Below are 17,672 nucleotides of genomic sequence, written 5' to 3' on the forward strand. Positions count from 1 at the left end.
GATCAGAACAAGGGCCGGATCTCGAGCGCCTCGCGCACGGGCCCGAAGCTGCGGCGGTGTTCAGGGCACGCGCCATGCGCGGCCAGCGCCGCCAGGTGCTCGGCCGTGCCATAGCCCTTGTGGCCATCGAAACCGTAGTGGGGATAGCGATCGTGCAGTTCCCGGCACAGGCGATCGCGGTGCACCTTGGCCAGGATGGAGGCCGCCGCGATGGCCGTGACCTTCGCATCACCCTTCACGATGGCCTCGGCAGGCACCTTGAGCACGGGCAGGCGATTGCCGTCGACCAGCACCTGGGCGGGCTTCAGGCGCAGCCCCTCGACGGCCCGGCGCATGGCGAGCATCGTGGCCTGCAGGATGTTGATCTGGTCGATCTCTTCGACCGTGGCCTCGGCGATGCACAGGCACAGCGCCTTGGCGCGGATCTCGTCGAACAGGCGCTCGCGCGTGGCCGGCGTGAGCTTCTTGGAATCGTTCAGGCCCTTGATGGGCTGTTGGTCATCCAGGATGACGGCCGCCGCCACCACGGGGCCGGCCAGCGGGCCACGGCCGGCCTCGTCCACGCCGGCCACCAGGCCGACGGGTGTCCACAGCAGGTCGAGCTGCTGCGGCACGATGATGGGCGCGTCACCGCGCCTGGAGGACTTGGGCGATGGCATCGCTGGCGCAGCGGGCGGTGTCCCGCTTCAAAAGGTGGTGCATCTCGGTGAAACGCTGGCGCACGGCGTCGGCCTTGGCGGGGTTGTCCAGCCAGTCCAGCACATCCTGGGCCAGCCTGTCGGGGTTGGCATCGTGCTGCAGGCGCTCGGGCACCAGGAACTCGCGCGCCAGGATGTTGGGCAGGCCGACCCAGGGCAGGTAGCCCATGTTCTTCATCAAATGCCAGTTCAGCGTGTTGAGCCGGTACGCAATGACCATGGGCACCTTGAACAGCGCCGCTTCGAGGGTGGCGGTGCCGCTGGCGATCAGGGTCACGTCGCAGGCGGCCAGCACCTCGTGCGAGCGGCCTTCGACCACAGTCAGCGGCGCATCCGGCGCGTACTGGGCCACCAGGGGATCGACCATGGCGCGCAGCCTGGGCACCACCGGCATCACGAAACGCAGTTCCGGCCGCAGCCGCGCCAGGCGGGCCACGGTCTGCAGGAAGGCCGGGGCGATGTACTTGATCTCGGAGCCGCGGCTGCCCGGCAGCACCGCGACCACCGTGTCGCCCTCGGCCAGGCCCAGCGCCTGACGCGCCGCCGCACGCGGAGGCTCCAGCGGGATCTTGTCGGCCAGCGGATGGCCCACATAGCTGGCCGGGATGCCGGCGCGCTCGTAGATCTCCGGCTCGAAGGGAAACAGGCACAGCATGTGGTCCACCGACTGGTGGATCTTGTGGATGCGCTTGCCACGCCAGGCCCAGATCGACGGGCTCACGAAGTGCACGGACTTGATGCCGCCTGCCTTCAAGCGGGCTTCCAGGCCGAGGTTGAAATCCGGGGCGTCCACGCCGATGAACAGGCTGGGCGGATCCGCCAGCAGGCGATCACCCAATTGCGTGCGGATACCCGACAGCTCGCGGTAGTGGCGCAGCACCTCCACGAAGCCATTCACGGCGAGCTTCTCATACGGCCACCAGGCCTCAAAGCCCAGGGCGGCCATCTTCGGCCCACCGATGCCGGCCGACTGCAGGCCTGGCCAACGCTCACGCAGGCCGCTCAGCAGCAGACCCGCGAGCAGATCGCCCGACGTTTCTCCAGCCACCATCGCGATGCGCGGCGCATCACCGGGTGCAGACCAGCTCACCATCTCCGCGTCCCACGGCGGCACGCGCCATCAAGGCCCGCCAGAGGCGGCCGCCCAGCACGGCATCCGACGACCCGGCTCTGCCGATCGAAGGGATGCGCCCCCTTGAGGGGGCCGGCGAAGCCGGTAGGGGGTGGGCTTCTCACCTCACGATGCCTCGGGTAGAGGCAAGCAGGAAGGACAGCATCAGGTCCACATCGGCTTCAGCCTCGGGGTGCGAAGCCTTCAGGCCATCGATCTGGCCCTTGGCCTGCTCCAGCGTCAGGCCCTGGCGGTAGAGCGCCTTGTGCATCTGCTTGACGGCCGACAGGCGCTCCGCACTGAAACCGCGGCGGCGCAGGCCTTCGAGGTTCACGCCATGCGCCGCGGCCATGTTGCCCTGCGCCATCACGAAAGGCGGCAGATCCTGGCCCAGTGCCGTGCACATGCCGGTCATGGCGTGCGCACCGATCTTGACGAACTGGTGCACACCGCTCATACCGCCCACGATCACCCAGTCGCCCACGTGTACGTGGCCAGCCAGCTGCACGCTGTTGGCCAGGATGACGTGGCTGCCCACACGGCAATCGTGCGCCACGTGCACATAGGCCATGATCCAGTTGTCATCGCCCACGCGGGTGACGCCCTCATCCTGCACGGTGCCCGTGTTGAAGGTGCAGCACTCGCGGATGGTGTTGCGGTGCCCGATCTCCAGTCGGGTGGGCTCGCCCGCGTACTTCTTGTCCTGCGGCTCGCCGCCCACGGCCACGTTCGAGAAGAAGCGGTTGTCGCGGCCGATGGTCGTGTGCCCTTCGATCACGCAGTGAGCGCCCACGGTCGTGCCTTCGTCGATGCGCACATGCGGGCCGACGATGCTGTAGGCGCCGATGGTGACGTTCTCGCCCAGCTGGGCCTGGCTGTCGACCAGCGCGGTGGGATGGATGTTGGCCATCGCGGCGCTCCTGTCAGTCGATGCGGCGCATCGTGCACATCAGCTGCGCATCGACGGCCACCTCGCCGTCGACCAGGCCTTGTGCCTTGAACTTGTAGATGCCGGCCTTGGCCCGCTCCACGGACACTTCCAGGATGAGCTGGTCACCCGGCTCCACCGGCCGCTTGAAGCGCGCGTTGTCGATGCCGACGAAGTAGTACACCGTCTTGTCATCGGTCTTCACGCCCTGGCTGGCAAACGACAGCAGCGCGGCCGCCTGGGCCAGCGCCTCCAGCATCATCACGCCGGGCATGACCGGGCGGTGCGGGAAGTGGCCGGTGAAGTACGGCTCGTTGATCGTGACGTTCTTGACGGCGCGGATGCGCTTGTTCTCTTCGAGCTCCAACACGCGGTCCACCAGCAGGATGGGATAGCGGTGCGGCAAGAGCTCGAGGATCTTGTGGATGTCCATCTTCACGGTCATGGGGATTTTCTTTCAAGCGCGCGAAGTCGCTCGCGCAGCGAATGGAGTTGGCGCAAGGTCGCGGCGTTCTTCTCCCACGACGCGTTGTCATCAGAGGGAAAGATGCCGGTGTACTGACCAGGCTTGTGGATGGAGCGCGAAATGAGCGTGCCGGCCGAAACGTGCACATGATCGGCCAGCGTCAGGTGGCCGAGGACCATGCCGCCGCCGCCCACGGTGCAGTGCTTGCCGAACACAGTGCTGCCTGCCACGCCCACGCAGCCCGCCATGGCGGTGTGCGCGCCGACGCGCACGTTATGCGCGATCTGCACCAGGTTGTCCAGCTTGACCCCGTCTTCGAGGATGGTGTCGCCCAGGGCGCCGCGGTCCACGCAGGTGTTGGCACCCAGTTCGACGTCGTTGCCGATGCGCACGGTGCCGAGTTGTTCTATCTTTTCCCAGCGGCCCTGCACCGGCGCAAAGCCGAAACCATCGGCCCCGATCACCACGCCACTGTGCAGGATGCAGCGCTCGCCGATCACGCAGTCGAACCCGATGGTGACCCGGGCGGACAGGCGCGTGCCAGCACCGATGCGCGCATGCGCGCCCACCACCGTGTGCGGCCCGATAACCACGCCATCGCCGATCTCGGCGCCCTCTTCGATCACGGCCAGCGGGCCGATGTCGACATCGCGGCCCAGCGCTGCCGTGGGGTGGACCACCGCCGATGGATGGATGGCAGGCGCCGCTCGCGGGCGCACACGCTGGGCCCACCATTGACTCAGGCGCGCGAAATACAGGTAAGGATCGTCCGCGATGATGGCTGCGCCACGCGCTGAGGCCTCGTCGCGCACCGCTGGCGACACGATCACGCAGCCCGCTTGCGTGGTCTGCAGTTGCGCGCGGTATTTGGGGTTGGCCAGAAACGAAATGCAGCCGGGGTCGGCTGCATCGAGGGGCGCGATACGCGAGATCAACAGCCCCGGCGGCCCCAGCAACTCGCCACCAAGATCCTGGACCAGATCGCCCAGCGTCACCTGAAAGGGTGCGCCCGGCTGGACAGGGGTCAGGTTCACTTGCCGGATCCGTTGAGGGCCTTGATCACCTTGTCGGTGATGTCCACGCGGGGGCCGGCGAACACGGCCTCCTGGACGATCAGATCGTATTTTTCGCTGTCGAAGATCTGCTTGACGACGCGGTTGGCGCGGTCAAGCACACCGGCGAGTTCTTCGTTCTTGCGCTGGTTCAGGTCTTCCTGGAACTCGCGGCGCTTGCGCTGGAACTCGCGGTCCTGCTCGACCAGGTCGCGCTGGCGGCGGCTGCGTTCGCTCTCGGACAGCGTGGGCGCGTCCTTCTCGAACTTGTCGGAGGCCCCCTTCAGGCGTGCCGCCACGTCGGTCAGGTCCTTTTCGCGGCGGCTGAACTCGCCTTCCAGCTTGGACTGAGCCGCCTTGGCCGGGCCTGCATCACGCAGCACGCGGTCGAGGTTGACGTACCCGATCTTGATCTCCTGGGCCTGAGCCTGAACGTGAGCCACCAGGGCACCTGCGGCCAATGCGCACAGGGCCAGGGTACGGGCCAGGGGTTGAACAAGCGATTTCATCATCTGCAAGGGCATCAGAAGGCGGTGCCGATCTGGAACTGGAGTTTCTGGATTTTATCTTGATCGAACTTGCGGACCGGTTCGCCATAGCTCAGCTTGAGCGGGCCCACGGGCGAGATCCAGCTGATGCCGATACCAACGGATGCGCGCAAGTCATCAGCGGACACGGTCTGGTCTTCGCCCCACACGTTGCCGGCATCGGCATAACCGAACAGGCGCAGGGTGCGGTCATTGCCTGAACCCGGGAACGGCACGTACAGCTCGGTGTTCAGGTTGATGCGCTTGGTACCACCGATGTAGGCGCCCTGCACGTCCACCGGGCCCAGCGAGTTCTGATCGAAGCCACGCACCGTGCCCAGACCACCGCCGAAGAAGTTCTTGAAGATGGGATACGGCTTGCCGCTCAGGCCCTTGCCCCAACCCAGCTCGCCGTTGATGCCCAGCGTGAAGCCCCGGGCCAGCGGCCAGTACTGCTGGTACTGGAGGTTGGACTTGATGTAGCGGGTGTCGCCGGCCACACCCCACTCCAGGTTGACGCGCTGGTAGCTGCCGGCATTGGGCACCAGCACGCTGTCGCGGCCGTCACGCGCCCAACCCAGGGTCAGCGGGATGCTCAGGCTGCGGTCACCGAAATTCTCGCGGTACAGGTAGTAGCTGACCGGCAGGCCCACATCGCCCTTGATCTGCGTCTGCTCGATGCCGATGCCGAAGAACACCGTGTCGAACTCGGTGAAGGGCACACCGAAGCGAATGGATGCGCCGGGCGTGATCAGCTCGTAGTCACCGCCCTGCGTGCTCAAAGGCTTGGTGGTGCGGTAGAACAAGTCCACCGAGCGCGAGATGCCGATGTCTGTGAAGTACGGATCGGTCGTGCTGACCACGATCGTGCGGTTGGACTTGCTGGTGTTGAACTCGAGGCCCAGGTAGTTACCGGAGCCGAACACGTTGTCCTGCTTGATCGAGGCCGACAGCGACAGCTTGTCGGCGCTGGAGAAGCCTGCGCCCAGCATCAGGTTGCCGGTGGGCTTTTCCTCGACCGTCATGGTCAGGTCGACCTGATCCTGCGTGCCCGGCACTTCGGCTGTGTCCACGGACACCTGCTTGAAGTAGCCCAGGCGGTCCACGCGGTCACGCGAGAGCTTGATCTTCTGGCCGTCGTACCAGGCCGATTCGTACTGGCGGAACTCGCGGCGCACGACCTCATCACGCGTGCGGGAGTTGCCCGCCACGTTGACACGGCGCACATAGGCGCGGCGCTGCGGCTGGGCCTGGAACACCGCAGCCACCTGGCCCTTCTCTCGATCGGCCTCGGGCTTGAATTCGACCCGCGCAAAGGCATAGCCATAGGCCGCGAACTTGTCGGTGAATGCCTTGGTGGTGGCGGCCACGTCTTCGGCCTTGTAGGGCTCGCCAGGCTTGACGGTGACCAGCGAGCGGAACTCGTTTTCCTTGCCCAGGAACTCGCCTTCCAGGCGCACCCCGGTGACGGTGTACTTGACACCCTCGGTCACGTTGATCGTGATGGAGATGTCCTGCTTGTCGGGTGAGATCGACACCTGCGTGGAGTCGATGCGGAAATCAAGGTAGCCACGGTTCTGGTAGTAGGCCTTGATGGTTTCCAGGTCGGCATTGAGCTTTGCGCGCGAGTACTGGTCGGACTTGGTGTACCAGGTCAGCCAGCCGCCGGACGTGAGCTCCAGCTGCGACTTGAGCGCGCTCTCGCTGAAGGCCTGATTGCCCGTGATGCGGATGTTCTTGATCTTGGCGATCTCGCCCTCGGTGACCGTGAAGGTCACGTTGACGCGGTTGCGCTCGACCGGGGTGATGGTGGTGACCACCTCTGCGCCGTACAGGCTGCGCGACAGGTACTGCCGCTTGAGCTCTTGCTCCGCGCGGTCGGCCAGGGCGCGGTCGAAGGGCTGGCCTTCGCCGATGCCGATGTCGCGCAGGGCCTTGATCAGCACGTCTTTGTCGAACTCCTTGGTGCCGGTGAATTCGACCCGCGAGATCACCGGACGCTCTTCGACCACCACCACGGCCACATTGCCGTCGATCTGGATGCGCACGTCCTTGAAGAGGCCCGTGGCGAACAGCGAACGCAGGCCAGCGGCGCCCTTGTCATCCGTGTAGGTGTCGCCCACACGGAAAGGCAGAGAACCGAACACCGTGCCGGCGTCCGTGCGTTGCAGGCCTTCGACCCGGATGTCGCGAAGGACAAAGGGCTCGACCGCGAAGGCCGGAAGGTGGGTCAACGAAGCTGCCAGCAGCGCAGCGACGATGGTCGGCCGCAGCCGGGAAGGGGTCAGCACGGGAAATTGCATCGGGTATCAGTGCATGCCCAGCAAGCGGGCGAAATCGTTGTACAGGGCCAGTGACATCATCAAGAACATGACGGCCACGCCACCGCGCTGCAGCCGCTCGAGCCACGCATCGGAAACGGGCCGTCCGGTCACGCCTTCGAAAAGATAATACATGAGGTGTCCGCCATCGAGCATCGGCAACGGCAGTAGGTTCAGCACCCCCAGGCTCACGCTGACCATGGCCAGGAAACCCAGGTAGTAGGCCCAGCCCAGTTCCGCGGAGCGGCCAGCATAGTCGGCAATGGTCAGGGGGCCGCTCAGGTTCTTGAGCGAAGCCTGGCCGATCACCATCTTGCCCAGCATGTCCAGTGTCAGGGTCGACACATCCCAGGTGCGTTGCGCCGCCTTGGTGAAGCCTTCGAGCGCACCGTAGTTGACCATCACCATCTCGACCGGCGAGCCTATCTCGGCCACGATGCGCGGCACACGCTGGTCACCTTCGGTCTTGATCACGGGAGTGACGCTCAGCTCGACCGACTGGCCCTGGCGCGACACCACCACCGCCAGCGGGCGGGCCACGCCATCGCGGGCGCTCTGGGAAATCCATTGGCGCAGCTGACCCGCATCACGGGGCTCCCGGCCGTCCAGGCTCAGCACCTTGTCACCGGCCTTCAGCCCAGCCGCCTCCGCCGGGCCGCCTTCGATCACCCGGCGGATCTCAGCGCTGGCATAGGGGCCAGAAAACCCCAGCCGGTCCATCAGCTTGGGATCGACATCGGCAGCGGACAACTTGGCGGTACCGAGCAGCAGCTCAACCGTCTCGCCAGGCGCCCCGCCCTGCCCCATGCGTCTGACCTGCAGCCGCAGATCCCCGGACTGCAGCACGGCATTGGTGAGATGCCACTGAAGGTCGTTCATCGAGCGCACGGGCAACCAATCGGACGCTTGCGGCACATCGCCACCGGAGGGAGCCAGGGCGAGCACTTCGTCACCGGACTGCATGCCCGCATTGGCGGCGATGGAGGCCGGCACCGGCGCCGCCAGTCGGGCCTTGAGCTCTTGCACGCCAGCCCAGTTCACAACGGCATACAGCAGCACCGCCAAGGCCAGGTTGGCCGCCGGCCCCGCCGCCACGATGAAGGCGCGCTGCCATAGCGGCTTGCGGTTGAACGCCCGTGCCTGGTCGGCCACGTGCACGGGGGCTTCGCGTTCGTCCAGCATCTTGACGTAACCGCCCAGGGGAAGTGCCGAGATGACGAATTCGGTCTCACCGCGCTGGCGGCGCCACAGCACCCGCCCGAAGCCCACCGAGAAGCGCAATACCTTGACATTGCACGCCACCGCGGCACGGTAATGCCCGTACTCGTGGATCACCACGAGCACGCCGATCGTGACCAGAAAGGCCAGCACGGTGGTCAACATTGTCCTGCTCCTAGAGGCCGGGGCTGCGTCATTGCTGCGCGATGGTACCCGAGGTCTGGGCCACTGACGGCGCATCGCAGCGCGCCACGTGAACACGGGCCACCTCGCGGGCACGCGCATCCAGCGCAATCAGCGCTTCGACACTGGCCGCATCCACCGCCGACAGGGCCACGCCGGACAGGGTCGCGTCGTTGACGGCATGGATCTGATCGAAGCGGATACGCCCTTGCAGAAAGGCCTCCACAGCCACCTCGTTGGCCGCGTTGAGCACGCAGGTGGATCCATCCTGGGCGCGCAGCGTGTGCCAGGCCAGGCCCAGGCCCGGGTAGCGGCGGGCGCAGGGCTCGTCGAAGGTCAGCGATTTCAGTTGTGTGAAATCAAGTAAATCCGCGCCGGACTCGATGCGCTCGGGCCATGACAGCCCGTAAGCAATGGGCACACGCATGTCGGGCGTGCCCAGTTGGGCCAATATCGAGCGGTCGCGGCACACCACCATCGAATGGATGATGCTCTGTGGGTGGATCACCACCTTGATGCGCTCAGGCGCCAGATCGAACAGCCAGCGGGCCTCGATGACCTCCAGCGCCTTGTTCATCATCGTGGCCGAATCGACCGAGATCTTGCGGCCCATCACCCAGTTCGGGTGGGCACATGCCTGATCCGGCGTGATCTGCCCGAACGTGGCGGGATCCCGCTCGCGGAACGGGCCACCAGAGGCGGTCAGCACGATGTGGTCGATGCGCCCCGCCCAGGTGGCCGGGTCTTCAGGCAGGCACTGGAAGATGGCTGAATGCTCGCTGTCGATGGGCAGCAGCGTGGCACCGCCCTCGCGCACCGCCTGCATGAACAGCGCCCCCCCGACGACCAGGGCCTCCTTGTTGGCCAGCAGCAGGCGCTTGCCGGCGCGTGCCGCGGCCAGGCAAGGCGGCAGCCCTGCCGCCCCCACGACCGCCCCCATGACGATGTCGACATCCGGATGGGCAGCGATGTCGCACATGGCCTGCTCGCCGCTGAGCACCTCGGTGCGCAGCCCCGCCTGGCGCACGGCTTCACGCAGCTTCGACGCTTGGGCTTCACCAGGCATCACCGCCCAGCGGGGTCGCCATTGCCGGCACTGGGCCAGCAGTTCATCGACCCGACGCCCGCCCGCCAGGGCCAGCACCTCGAAGCGGTCCGGGTGACGCGAGATCACATCCAGCGTGTTGGTGCCGATGGAGCCCGTGGCTCCCAGCACACACACGCCCTGACGCCTGGTTGCCGCCTGACCGCCCGCAGCATTCACCGAATCATCCATGGCACAGGGACACCAGGGCCAGGGAGATCGGCAGCACGGGCAGCAAGGCGTCGATGCGGTCAAGTACGCCACCATGGCCGGGCAGCAACTGACTGCTGTCCTTCTGGCCGGCCTGGCGCTTGATCAAGGATTCGAACAGATCGCCCACCACACTCATGCCTGTCAGGGCCAGCACCGCCACCACCAGCCCGGGAACCCCCAGGCCCAGCAGCAGCCGGCTGTACAGGCTGGGCGAATCGACATGCCAATGCTGGTCGATCCAGATCCACAGGGCCGACAGCAGCAACGTGGCCACCATCCCGGCGATCACACCTTCCCAGCTCTTGCCGGGGCTGATGCTGGGCGCCAGCTTGCGGCGCCCGAAGGTGCGCCCGCCGAAATATGCGCCGATGTCCGCCGCCCAGACCAGGCACAGCACCGACAGCAGAAAGTTGAGGCCCTGCAGCTTGGCCTCGGTCAGGGCCAGCCAGGCCAGCGCGGCCAGCAGCACCCCCAGCACCAAACGCAAGGCTGCAGGCACACGCCGCCACCACAAGCCGCCCCAGCGCAGTACGGCAGCACCGCCCAGCACCCACAGCACGGCCGCGCCCCACCACAGAGCACCCGGCAGCACGAAGCCCACCGGCGCCACACCCAGGGCGTGCACATGCGGCACGCTGGAGGCCGGCGGCTCTGCCCGCAGATCTGCCGCCGCCCAGACGGGCAAGGTGCCCGCGTCAGCCACCAGCAGGCCGAGCACCGCCACGGCCAATCCGATCAGCCAGGCCGTGACACCGGGGCCGCCATTGAGACGCGACCACTCCCAGCCGGCCGCCGACACGAAGGCCAGGCTCAGCAACGCAAAGGGCCAGAGCGCCTCGACAGCCAATGAGGGCAGCAGAACAGCCACCAGGATCAGCGCGGTGATGACTCGTTGTTTCAGCATCGTCGGTCAGTTCCCCGGAGTGTTGACTGCAAGCCCGCTGGCGGGCGGTTCATCATCCTGGCCGACATCGCCAAAGCGCCGTTCGCGCCGACGGAATGTCTCCAGGGCCTTGTCGAGTTCCCTGCCATCGAAATCGGGCCAGAGGCAGTCGGTGAACACCAGTTCAGCGTAGGCGCTCTGCCACAGCAGAAAGTTCGAAAGCCGAACCTCCCCACCGGTGCGGATGAAGAGATCCGGATCCGGCGCATAGCTCATGGCCATGTAGCGGGACATGGTCGCTTCGTCGATGCGGTCTGGCGAGAGCCCATCGGCCACGATGCGCCGGCAGGCCTGCAGCACGTCCCAGCGCCCGCCGTAGTTGAAGGCCACGGTCAGCACCAGACGTTCATTGTGGGCCGTGGCCTCACAGGCGTCCAGCAAGGCCTGGCGCACCTTGGGCGACACGCCGGCCAGATCACCCACCACACGGATCTGGACCCCGTCGGTGCGCAGCTTGGTCAGGTGCTTGGACAGCGCCACGATCAGCAGGCTCATCAGGCCTGACACCTCTTCCTCGGGCCGCTTCCAGTTCTCCGACGAGAAAGCGAACACCGTCAGGAAACCGATGCCCCGATCGGCCGCCGCCTGCACCACCGTCACCAGGGCATCCACACCCGCCTTGTGCCCCATGCCCCGCGGCATGAAGCGCCGCTTGGCCCAGCGACCGTTGCCATCCATCACGATGGCCACGTGCCTGGGCACCGTCTGGTCTTTCGAGGCGCTGGCGTTGAGGGCGGAAAACATGCGGTGGACTGCCTGGAAATGGATGGTGAGGTTCCTGAAATGCGACGAGGCGGCCCAGCCGCCTCGCATTCAAGCCACCGTGGTGGCTCGAAGGCCCATGGCCATCTCAGACCGCCAGAACCTCGGCCTCCTTGGCCTGGGTCAGTTTGTCGATGTCGTTGATGGTCTTGTCCGTCAGCTTCTGGACATCATCCTGCGAACGGCGATCCTCATCCTCAGTGATGGCTTTGTCCTTGAGCAGCTTCTTGGCCTGCTCATTGGCGTCACGGCGCAGGTTGCGCACGGCCACCTTGGCATCTTCACCGGCGTTGCGAACCACCTTGGTGAGTTCCTTGCGGCGCTCTTCGGTCAGCGGGGGCATCGGCACGCGGATCAGGTCGCCCTGCGATGCGGGGTTCAGGCCCAAGTCGGATTCGCGGATGGCCTTCTCGATCTTGGCGCCCATGCCCTTTTCCCAAGGCTGGACACTGATCGTGCGCGCGTCGACCAGCGTCACGTTGGCCACCTGGCTCAAGGGCACCATCGAGCCGTAGTACTCGACATGCACCTGATCCAGGATGCCGGCGTGTGCGCGGCCCGTGCGGATCTTGCTCAACTCGTTCTTGAAGGACTCGATGGACTTGAGCATTTTCTGCTCAGCGTTTTTCTTGATGTCTGCGATGCTCATGGGATGCTCCGTTCAAATACGTTTGACAGCGACCTCGCCCTGCCAAGGTCCAAACGCATGGGGTGGCCGTCCGGCCGACAGCCTCTGGTCAGACGTGGACCAGCGTGCCCTCGTCCGCGCCCTGCACGACACGCTTGAGCGCGCCGGGCTTGAAAATGGAAAACACCTTCAGGGGCAGGTTCTGGTCGCGGCACAGGGCAAAAGCCGTGGCGTCCAGCACCTGCAGGTTCTTGATCAATGCCTCGTCGAACGTGATGGTGGCGTAACGCGTGGCGGAGGGATCCTTCTTGGGGTCGGCCGTGTACACGCCATCGACCTTGGTGGCCTTGAGCATGATCTCGGCGCCGATCTCGGCGCCACGCAGCGCAGCGGCCGTGTCGGTGGTGAAGAAAGGGTTGCCTGTGCCGGCGGCGAAGATCACCACCTTGCCCTCTTCGAGGTACTGCAGCGCCTTGGGGCGCACGTAGGGCTCGACCACCTGCTCGATGTTGATGGCCGACATCACGCGGGCCGTCATGCCTTCCTGGCGCATCGTGTCGGCCAGGGCCAGCGAGTTCATCACCGTGGCCAGCATGCCCATGTAGTCGGCCGTGGCACGGTCCATGCCCACGGAGCCTCCAGCAACGCCGCGGAAAATGTTGCCGCCACCGATCACCACCGCCACCTCACAGCCCAGCGTGGTCACCTCCTGGATTTCCTTGACCATGCGCACGATGGTGGCACGGTTGATGCCGAAGGCATCATCGCCCATCAGGGCTTCACCAGAAAGCTTCAGCAGGATGCGCTTGTAAGCCGGCATGCAATCGTCCTTGTCGTCATGTGTGGAAGCCCGTCCGGAAGGTTAACGCAAACCGACTGGCGAGCCTCGCTTTAGATTCAAATCCTCGCCGGGGTTCCGGCGTTGGCAAAAGCCGTGCAGCGCACGGCCCTTGCCCTTGAAGCCCATGAAGCAAGGGGGCTAGAAAGCCCCCTTGTCATGATCAGGCCTGGCCCTTGGCCGCGGCCACCGTGGCAGCCACTTCGGCAGCGAAGTCGTCCTGCTTCTTCTCGATGCCTTCGCCCACGACGAACATCGTGAAGCCCTTGACGGTCGTGTTGGCCGACTTCAGGTACTGCTCGACGGTCTGCTTGCCGTCAGCGGCCTTCACGAAGACCTGGTTCAGCAGCGAGACTTCCTTCAGGTACTTCTGGACGGCGCCTTCGATCATCTTGGCGGCGATGTCGGCGGGCTTGCCGGCTTCGGCGGCTTTGGCCGTTGCGACGCTGCGCTCGGTCTCGATCAGGGCGGCGGGCACGTCGGCCGACGACAGCGACACCGGCTTCATGGCGGCGATGTGCATGGCCACGTCCTTGGCGGCCACGGCTTCACCGTCGAATTCCACCACGACACCGATGCGGGCACCGTGCAGGTAGGCAGCCAGGTTGCCGCCACCCGCGTAGCGCTGGAAGCGGCGGATGGACATGTTCTCGCCGATCTTGCCGATCAGGCCCTTGCGGACTTCTTCGACCGTGGGGCCGAAACCGTCTTGCGACAGGGGCAGCTCGCCGATGGCAGCGACGTCAGCCGGGTTGTTCTTGGCGATCAGCTCGGCCACGGACTTGCCGAAGGCCAGGAAGGAGTCGTTCTTGGAAACGAAGTCGGTTTCGCAGTTGATCTCGACCAGGGCACCCGTGGCACCGTCGACATAGGCGGAAACAACGCCTTCGGCGGTCACGCGGGAAGCAGCCTTGGAGGCCTTGCTGCCCAGCTTGACGCGCAGGATTTCTTCAGCCTTGGCGAAATCGCCTTCGGCTTCGGTCAAGGCCTTCTTGCACTCCATCATGGGGGCGTCGGTCTTGGCGCGCAGGTCGGCAACCATGCTGGCGGTGATGGCGGGCATATGCGTTCTCCGTAGGGGTTCGGGCCGCGGCCGTGTCTGTCACAGCCGCGTCACATCAGAATCTGTTTGAAAAAAAGGGGCTGAATCAGCCCCTTCGGTCCGGTCCGAAGACCTTGGGCACGAAGCTCAGGCGGCTTCGTTGACTTCGACGAATTCGTCGTCGCCGGCAGCAGCCGTTTGAACGATGTCGTTCACGGCGTTGGCCTTGCCTTCCAGCACGGCGTCAGCCACGGCCTTGGCGTACAGCGCCACAGCCTTGGACGAGTCGTCGTTGCCAGGGATGACGTAGTCGATGCCTTCGGGCGAGTGGTTGGTGTCCACCACGGCGATCACAGGGATGCCCAGCTTCTGGGCTTCGGCCACGGCGATCTTGTGGTAACCGACGTCGATCACGAACAGGGCGTCAGGCAGGGCAGCCATGTCCTGGATGCCGCCGATGTCCTTCTCGAGCTTGTTCAGCTCGCGTTGGAACAGCAGGCCTTCCTTCTTCTTCAGGTTGTCCAGACCGGCTTCGACCTGAACCTGGGCGTCCTTCAGCTTCTTGATGGAACCCTTGACCGTCTTGAAGTTGGTCAGCATGCCGCCCAGCCAGCGCTGGTTCACGAAAGGCACGCCGGCGCGTTGGGCTTCAGCGGCGACGACATCACGGGCTTGGCGCTTGGTGCCGATCATCAGCACGGTGCCGCGGCGGGCAGACAGCTGCTTGATGAACTTCAGGGCATCCTCGAACGCAGGCTGCGTCTTCTCGAGGTTGATGATGTGGATCTTGTTGCGGTGGCCGAAGATGTACGGGGCCATCTTGGGGTTCCAGAAGCGGGTTTGGTGACCGAAGTGGACACCGGCTTCCAGCATTTCGCGCATGGACACGGGCATGAGAGTGCTCCAGAGGTTGGGTCTAGAAACCGCCGCAGATCACAAACCCTTTGAATGAAACAAAGGGTTGCGACACCTTGGTTGGGCGATCTCGCGATTACGATTTGGCGACTATGTTTGCCGACCTATTTCGGACAAACCCCAGCATTCTAGCACGACTCTCACGCCTCGGCCATCACCCCCTGCGCCGAACACTCTTGCGGGTAGGCGCCTTCTTGCCCGCGGGCTGCGGTGATTGCTGGGCGCGCTGCTCTGCCCGCAAGGAAGGGGCCGCGCCCTTCTTGCTGCCACGCCCAGACGATTTGCCGCCCCGCTTGACCTCTCGGTCACGACGCTGCACATCGGCCAGCTTGGCCTGGGCCGAATCGAACGCCTCATCCCCGCCGCGTGCACCTTCGCGCCCGCCACCACCACCACCACGCCGCTTGCCACGACTGGTCGCTTCACCCAGAGGCCCCTGCCCCTCTCTCACGATGCGGAAATCGATCTTGCGGCTGTCCAGGTCGACACGGCTGACCTGCACCCGCACCCGATCGCCCGTGCTGTAGCGCACGCCGGTGCGCTCGCCGCGCAGTTCCTGCCGGACTTCATCGAACTTGAAGTAATCGCCGCCCAGTTCGGTGATGTGGATCAGCCCCTCCACATACAGGCCGTCGAGCTGCACGAACAGGCCGAAGCTGGTCACTGTGCTCACGGTGCCGCCGTAGTCCTCGCCCAGGCGCTCACGCATGAACATGCACTTGAGCCAGGCTTCGACGTCGCGCGAGGCCTCGTCGGCGCGGCGCTCGTTGGCACTGCAGTGCACGCCCGCCACTTCCCAGGCCACGGTCTCTTCCGCCGACATCTTGATCTTGGCGCGCTTGACGGGCGCCTTGGGCAGGGTCGCGCCTGGCTTGCCCTTCTTGAAGTTGCCCACCGAGGACACCACCGGCGGCAGGATCAGGCCATAGCGCCCGCTGCCCAGGATGGCCTTGATCACGCGGTGCACCAGCAGATCGGGATAGCGCCGGATGGGGCTGGTGAAGTGGGTGTAGGCCTCGTAGGCCAGGCCAAAGTGGCCGCTGTTGGTGGGCGTGTAGATCGCCTGCTGCATCGAACGCAGCAGCATGGTGTGGATCTGAGCCGCGTCGGGACGCTCCTTGGTGGCCTGTGCGATGGCCTGGAACTCCGATGGCAAGGGCTCTTCACCCAGGTGCATGCCCAGGCCCAGGGCCTTGAGGTAGTTCTTGAGCGTCTGGCGCTTCTCTGGCGTGGGGCCTTCGTGCACGCGGTACAGCGCCGGGTGCTTGCCCTTCTCGATGAACTCGGCCGAGCAGACGTTGGCCGCCAGCATGCATTCTTCGATCAGACGGTGCGCCTCCGTGCGCGTGCGCGGCACGATCTTGGCAATGCGGCCGTTGTCGTCGCAGACGATCTGCGTTTCGGTGGTGTCGAAGTCGATCGCACCCCGCACGCCACGCCCCTTGAGCAAGGCGCGGTACACGTCGTACAGGTTCAGCAGGTGCGGCACCAGTTCGGCACGGCGCTGGGCCTCGGGGCCGCGCGTGTTGCCGATGATGGCGGCCACCTCGTTGTAGGTGAAGCGCGCGTGCGAGCAGATCACCGCGGGGAAGAACTGGTAGGCGTGGATCTCGCCCTCGGCCGTGATCAGCATGTCGCAGACCATGGACAGGCGCTCCACCTCGGGGTTGAGCGAGCACAGGCCGTTGGAGAGTTTCTCCGGCAGCATGGGGATCACGCGGCGCGGGAAGTACACCGACGTGGCGCGCTCATAGGCCTCGCGATCGAGCGGCTCGCCGGGCTTCACGTAGTGACTCACATCGGCGATGGCCACCAGCACGCGCCAGCCATTGGGTTTCTTGCTGCGCCCCACGGCGGCAGGCTCACAGTAGACGGCATCGTCGAAGTCGCGGGCGTCTTCGCCATCGATGGTGACGAGCGGCACGTCGGTCAGGTCGATGCGCCCCTTGCGATCAGCCGGACGGACCTTGTCGGGCAGCTTGGCCGTCTGGGCCATCACGTCGTCGCCGAACTTGTGCGGCACTTCGTACTTGCGCACAGCGATCTCGATCTCCATGCCCGGATCGTCGATGCCGCCCAGCACTTCGCTCACGCGGCCCACGGGCTGCGCATGCAGCGAAGGTGCCTCGGTGAGCTCCACCGCCACCACCTGCCCAGCCTGTGCGCTGGCGATGGCCTTGGGCGGGATCAGGATGTCCTGGCCATAGCGGCGGTCTTCAGGGGCCACCAGCCACACGCCGCCTTCATGCAGCAATCGGCCGATGATCGGGGTCTTGCGGCGCTCAAGGATGCCGAGCACCTGGCCTTCGGGGCGGCCCTTGCGGTCGAAGCGCAACACCTTGGCGCGCACACGGTCGCGGTGCAGCACCGAGCGCATTTCCTGGGGCGAAAGATAGATGCTGCTGGCGCCGTCGTCGCTCACCACGAAGCCGTGTCCGTCGCGGTGGCCTTGCACCGTGCCCTCGATTTCGGTCATGAGGTTCACGGGAAGTTGGGTTTTACTTGTCATGCTTGTAATTTTGATGCTATAGTCGATGTCTTCGCTGATCGCTGCAAAATTTGTTTCATCGATTGATCCAAAGATTGCGAAGAGCAGTGGAGATAAGTACCTGCCCAGGTGGCGGAATTGGTAGACGCACTAGTTTCAGGTACTAGCGGGTAACTCCGTGGAGGTTCGAGTCCTCTCCTGGGCACCAGATTCAAGCCGCATGATCGAAAGATCATGCGGCTTTTGTCTTTGCGG

The 17,672-nt window shown here is 65.3% G+C and carries 16 protein-coding genes and 1 tRNA gene; 1 reads left to right on the forward strand and 16 read right to left on the reverse strand.

What is annotated here, in order from left to right; genetic code table 11:
- Nucleotides 1–2: 2 nt before the first annotated feature.
- From rnhB to rnr, 16 genes are all read right to left on the reverse strand, one after another.
- Nucleotides 3–659 carry a ribonuclease HII gene (gene rnhB / locus EIP75_RS15235; protein WP_125244121.1) on the reverse strand — a complete coding sequence of 219 codons (657 nt, stop codon included), beginning with the start codon at nt 657–659 and terminating at the stop codon, nt 3–5.
- On the reverse strand, nt 628–1,749 hold the full coding sequence (lpxB, locus tag EIP75_RS15240) for a lipid-A-disaccharide synthase (RefSeq protein WP_125244151.1): 1,122 nt from the start codon (nt 1,747–1,749) through the stop codon (nt 628–630). Before lpxB ends, rnhB begins: the two co-directional genes overlap by 32 nt.
- Nucleotides 1,750–1,930: 181 nt before the next feature.
- The gene (gene lpxA, locus EIP75_RS15245; RefSeq protein ID WP_125244122.1) at nt 1,931–2,719 is read right to left on the reverse strand and encodes an acyl-ACP--UDP-N-acetylglucosamine O-acyltransferase; all 789 of its coding nucleotides are present in this window, start codon (nt 2,717–2,719) and stop codon (nt 1,931–1,933) included.
- 13 nt (nt 2,720–2,732) lie between these two features.
- Nucleotides 2,733–3,182 (reverse strand): 3-hydroxyacyl-ACP dehydratase FabZ, encoded by a 450-nt coding sequence (gene fabZ, locus EIP75_RS15250; RefSeq protein WP_125244123.1) that lies wholly within the window; start codon nt 3,180–3,182, stop codon nt 2,733–2,735.
- Entirely contained in the window at nt 3,179–4,237 is a 1,059-nt protein-coding gene (lpxD, locus tag EIP75_RS15255; RefSeq protein WP_420797170.1) for a UDP-3-O-(3-hydroxymyristoyl)glucosamine N-acyltransferase, read from the reverse strand. The genes fabZ and lpxD overlap by 4 nt, the downstream gene beginning before the upstream one ends.
- Complete coding sequence (locus tag EIP75_RS15260) at nt 4,234–4,764, reverse strand: OmpH/Skp family outer membrane protein (protein WP_125244153.1); 531 nt, start codon at nt 4,762–4,764, stop codon at nt 4,234–4,236. Before EIP75_RS15260 ends, lpxD begins: the two co-directional genes overlap by 4 nt.
- A 14-nt stretch (nt 4,765–4,778) precedes the next feature.
- Nucleotides 4,779–7,085, reverse strand: coding sequence for an outer membrane protein assembly factor BamA (bamA, locus tag EIP75_RS15265; protein WP_125244124.1), 2,307 nt, complete (start codon nt 7,083–7,085; stop codon nt 4,779–4,781).
- Nucleotides 7,086–7,091: 6 nt separating this feature from the next.
- Entirely contained in the window at nt 7,092–8,486 is a 1,395-nt protein-coding gene (gene rseP, locus EIP75_RS15270; RefSeq protein ID WP_125244125.1) for an RIP metalloprotease RseP, read from the reverse strand.
- Nucleotides 8,487–8,514: 28 nt separating this feature from the next.
- Nucleotides 8,515–9,780 (reverse strand): 1-deoxy-D-xylulose-5-phosphate reductoisomerase, encoded by a 1,266-nt coding sequence (gene ispC / locus EIP75_RS15275; RefSeq protein WP_125244126.1) that lies wholly within the window; start codon nt 9,778–9,780, stop codon nt 8,515–8,517.
- Nucleotides 9,773–10,705, reverse strand: a complete 933-nt coding sequence (locus tag EIP75_RS15280) for a phosphatidate cytidylyltransferase (RefSeq protein WP_125244127.1) — start codon at nt 10,703–10,705, stop codon at nt 9,773–9,775. The genes ispC and EIP75_RS15280 overlap by 8 nt, the downstream gene beginning before the upstream one ends.
- A 6-nt stretch (nt 10,706–10,711) precedes the next feature.
- Complete coding sequence (gene uppS, locus EIP75_RS15285; protein ID WP_125244128.1) at nt 10,712–11,488, reverse strand: polyprenyl diphosphate synthase; 777 nt, start codon at nt 11,486–11,488, stop codon at nt 10,712–10,714.
- Nucleotides 11,489–11,594: 106 nt separating this feature from the next.
- The gene (frr, locus tag EIP75_RS15290) at nt 11,595–12,155 is read right to left on the reverse strand and encodes a ribosome recycling factor (RefSeq protein WP_125244129.1); all 561 of its coding nucleotides are present in this window, start codon (nt 12,153–12,155) and stop codon (nt 11,595–11,597) included.
- An 88-nt stretch (nt 12,156–12,243) separates the two neighbouring features.
- Complete coding sequence (pyrH, locus tag EIP75_RS15295) at nt 12,244–12,954, reverse strand: UMP kinase (RefSeq protein ID WP_125244130.1); 711 nt, start codon at nt 12,952–12,954, stop codon at nt 12,244–12,246.
- Nucleotides 12,955–13,135: 181 nt separating this feature from the next.
- The gene (gene tsf / locus EIP75_RS15300; protein ID WP_125244131.1) at nt 13,136–14,035 is read right to left on the reverse strand and encodes a translation elongation factor Ts; all 900 of its coding nucleotides are present in this window, start codon (nt 14,033–14,035) and stop codon (nt 13,136–13,138) included.
- Nucleotides 14,036–14,161: 126 nt separating this feature from the next.
- Nucleotides 14,162–14,908, reverse strand: a complete 747-nt coding sequence (gene rpsB, locus EIP75_RS15305) for a 30S ribosomal protein S2 (protein ID WP_125244132.1) — start codon at nt 14,906–14,908, stop codon at nt 14,162–14,164.
- Between the two features lie 175 nt (nt 14,909–15,083).
- The gene (gene rnr / locus EIP75_RS15310; RefSeq protein WP_233584889.1) at nt 15,084–17,405 is read right to left on the reverse strand and encodes a ribonuclease R; all 2,322 of its coding nucleotides are present in this window, start codon (nt 17,403–17,405) and stop codon (nt 15,084–15,086) included.
- Nucleotides 17,406–17,540: 135 nt separating this feature from the next.
- Here rnr and EIP75_RS15315 point away from each other — a divergent pair.
- Nucleotides 17,541–17,625: transfer RNA gene (locus EIP75_RS15315), tRNA-Leu, on the forward strand.
- Nucleotides 17,626–17,672: the final 47 nt, after the last annotated feature.

This window comes from Aquabacterium soli, from assembly GCF_003933735.1.
GTDB lineage: Bacteria > Pseudomonadota > Gammaproteobacteria > Burkholderiales > Burkholderiaceae_C > Aquabacterium > Aquabacterium soli.

What these genes read in the sequence shown, in the direction of transcription:
- rnhB (WP_125244121.1), bottom strand. Translation starts at nt 659, where the DNA reads ATGCCATCGCCCAAGTCCTCCAGGCGCGGTGACGCGCCCATCATCGTG.
- lpxB (WP_125244151.1), bottom strand. Translation starts at nt 1,749, where the DNA reads ATGGTGGCTGGAGAAACGTCGGGCGATCTGCTCGCGGGTCTGCTGCTG.
- lpxA (WP_125244122.1), bottom strand. Translation starts at nt 2,719, where the DNA reads ATGGCCAACATCCATCCCACCGCGCTGGTCGACAGCCAGGCCCAGCTG.
- fabZ (WP_125244123.1), bottom strand. Translation starts at nt 3,182, where the DNA reads ATGACCGTGAAGATGGACATCCACAAGATCCTCGAGCTCTTGCCGCAC.
- EIP75_RS15260 (WP_125244153.1), bottom strand. Translation starts at nt 4,764, where the DNA reads ATGAAATCGCTTGTTCAACCCCTGGCCCGTACCCTGGCCCTGTGCGCA.
- bamA (WP_125244124.1), bottom strand. Translation starts at nt 7,085, where the DNA reads ATGCAATTTCCCGTGCTGACCCCTTCCCGGCTGCGGCCGACCATCGTC.
- rseP (WP_125244125.1), bottom strand. Translation starts at nt 8,486, where the DNA reads ATGTTGACCACCGTGCTGGCCTTTCTGGTCACGATCGGCGTGCTCGTG.
- ispC (WP_125244126.1), bottom strand. Translation starts at nt 9,780, where the DNA reads ATGGATGATTCGGTGAATGCTGCGGGCGGTCAGGCGGCAACCAGGCGT.
- EIP75_RS15280 (WP_125244127.1), bottom strand. Translation starts at nt 10,705, where the DNA reads ATGCTGAAACAACGAGTCATCACCGCGCTGATCCTGGTGGCTGTTCTG.
- uppS (WP_125244128.1), bottom strand. Translation starts at nt 11,488, where the DNA reads ATGTTTTCCGCCCTCAACGCCAGCGCCTCGAAAGACCAGACGGTGCCC.
- frr (WP_125244129.1), bottom strand. Translation starts at nt 12,155, where the DNA reads ATGAGCATCGCAGACATCAAGAAAAACGCTGAGCAGAAAATGCTCAAG.
- pyrH (WP_125244130.1), bottom strand. Translation starts at nt 12,954, where the DNA reads ATGCCGGCTTACAAGCGCATCCTGCTGAAGCTTTCTGGTGAAGCCCTG.
- tsf (WP_125244131.1), bottom strand. Translation starts at nt 14,035, where the DNA reads ATGCCCGCCATCACCGCCAGCATGGTTGCCGACCTGCGCGCCAAGACC.
- rpsB (WP_125244132.1), bottom strand. Translation starts at nt 14,908, where the DNA reads ATGCCCGTGTCCATGCGCGAAATGCTGGAAGCCGGTGTCCACTTCGGT.
- rnr (WP_233584889.1), bottom strand. Translation starts at nt 17,405, where the DNA reads ATGACCGAAATCGAGGGCACGGTGCAAGGCCACCGCGACGGACACGGC.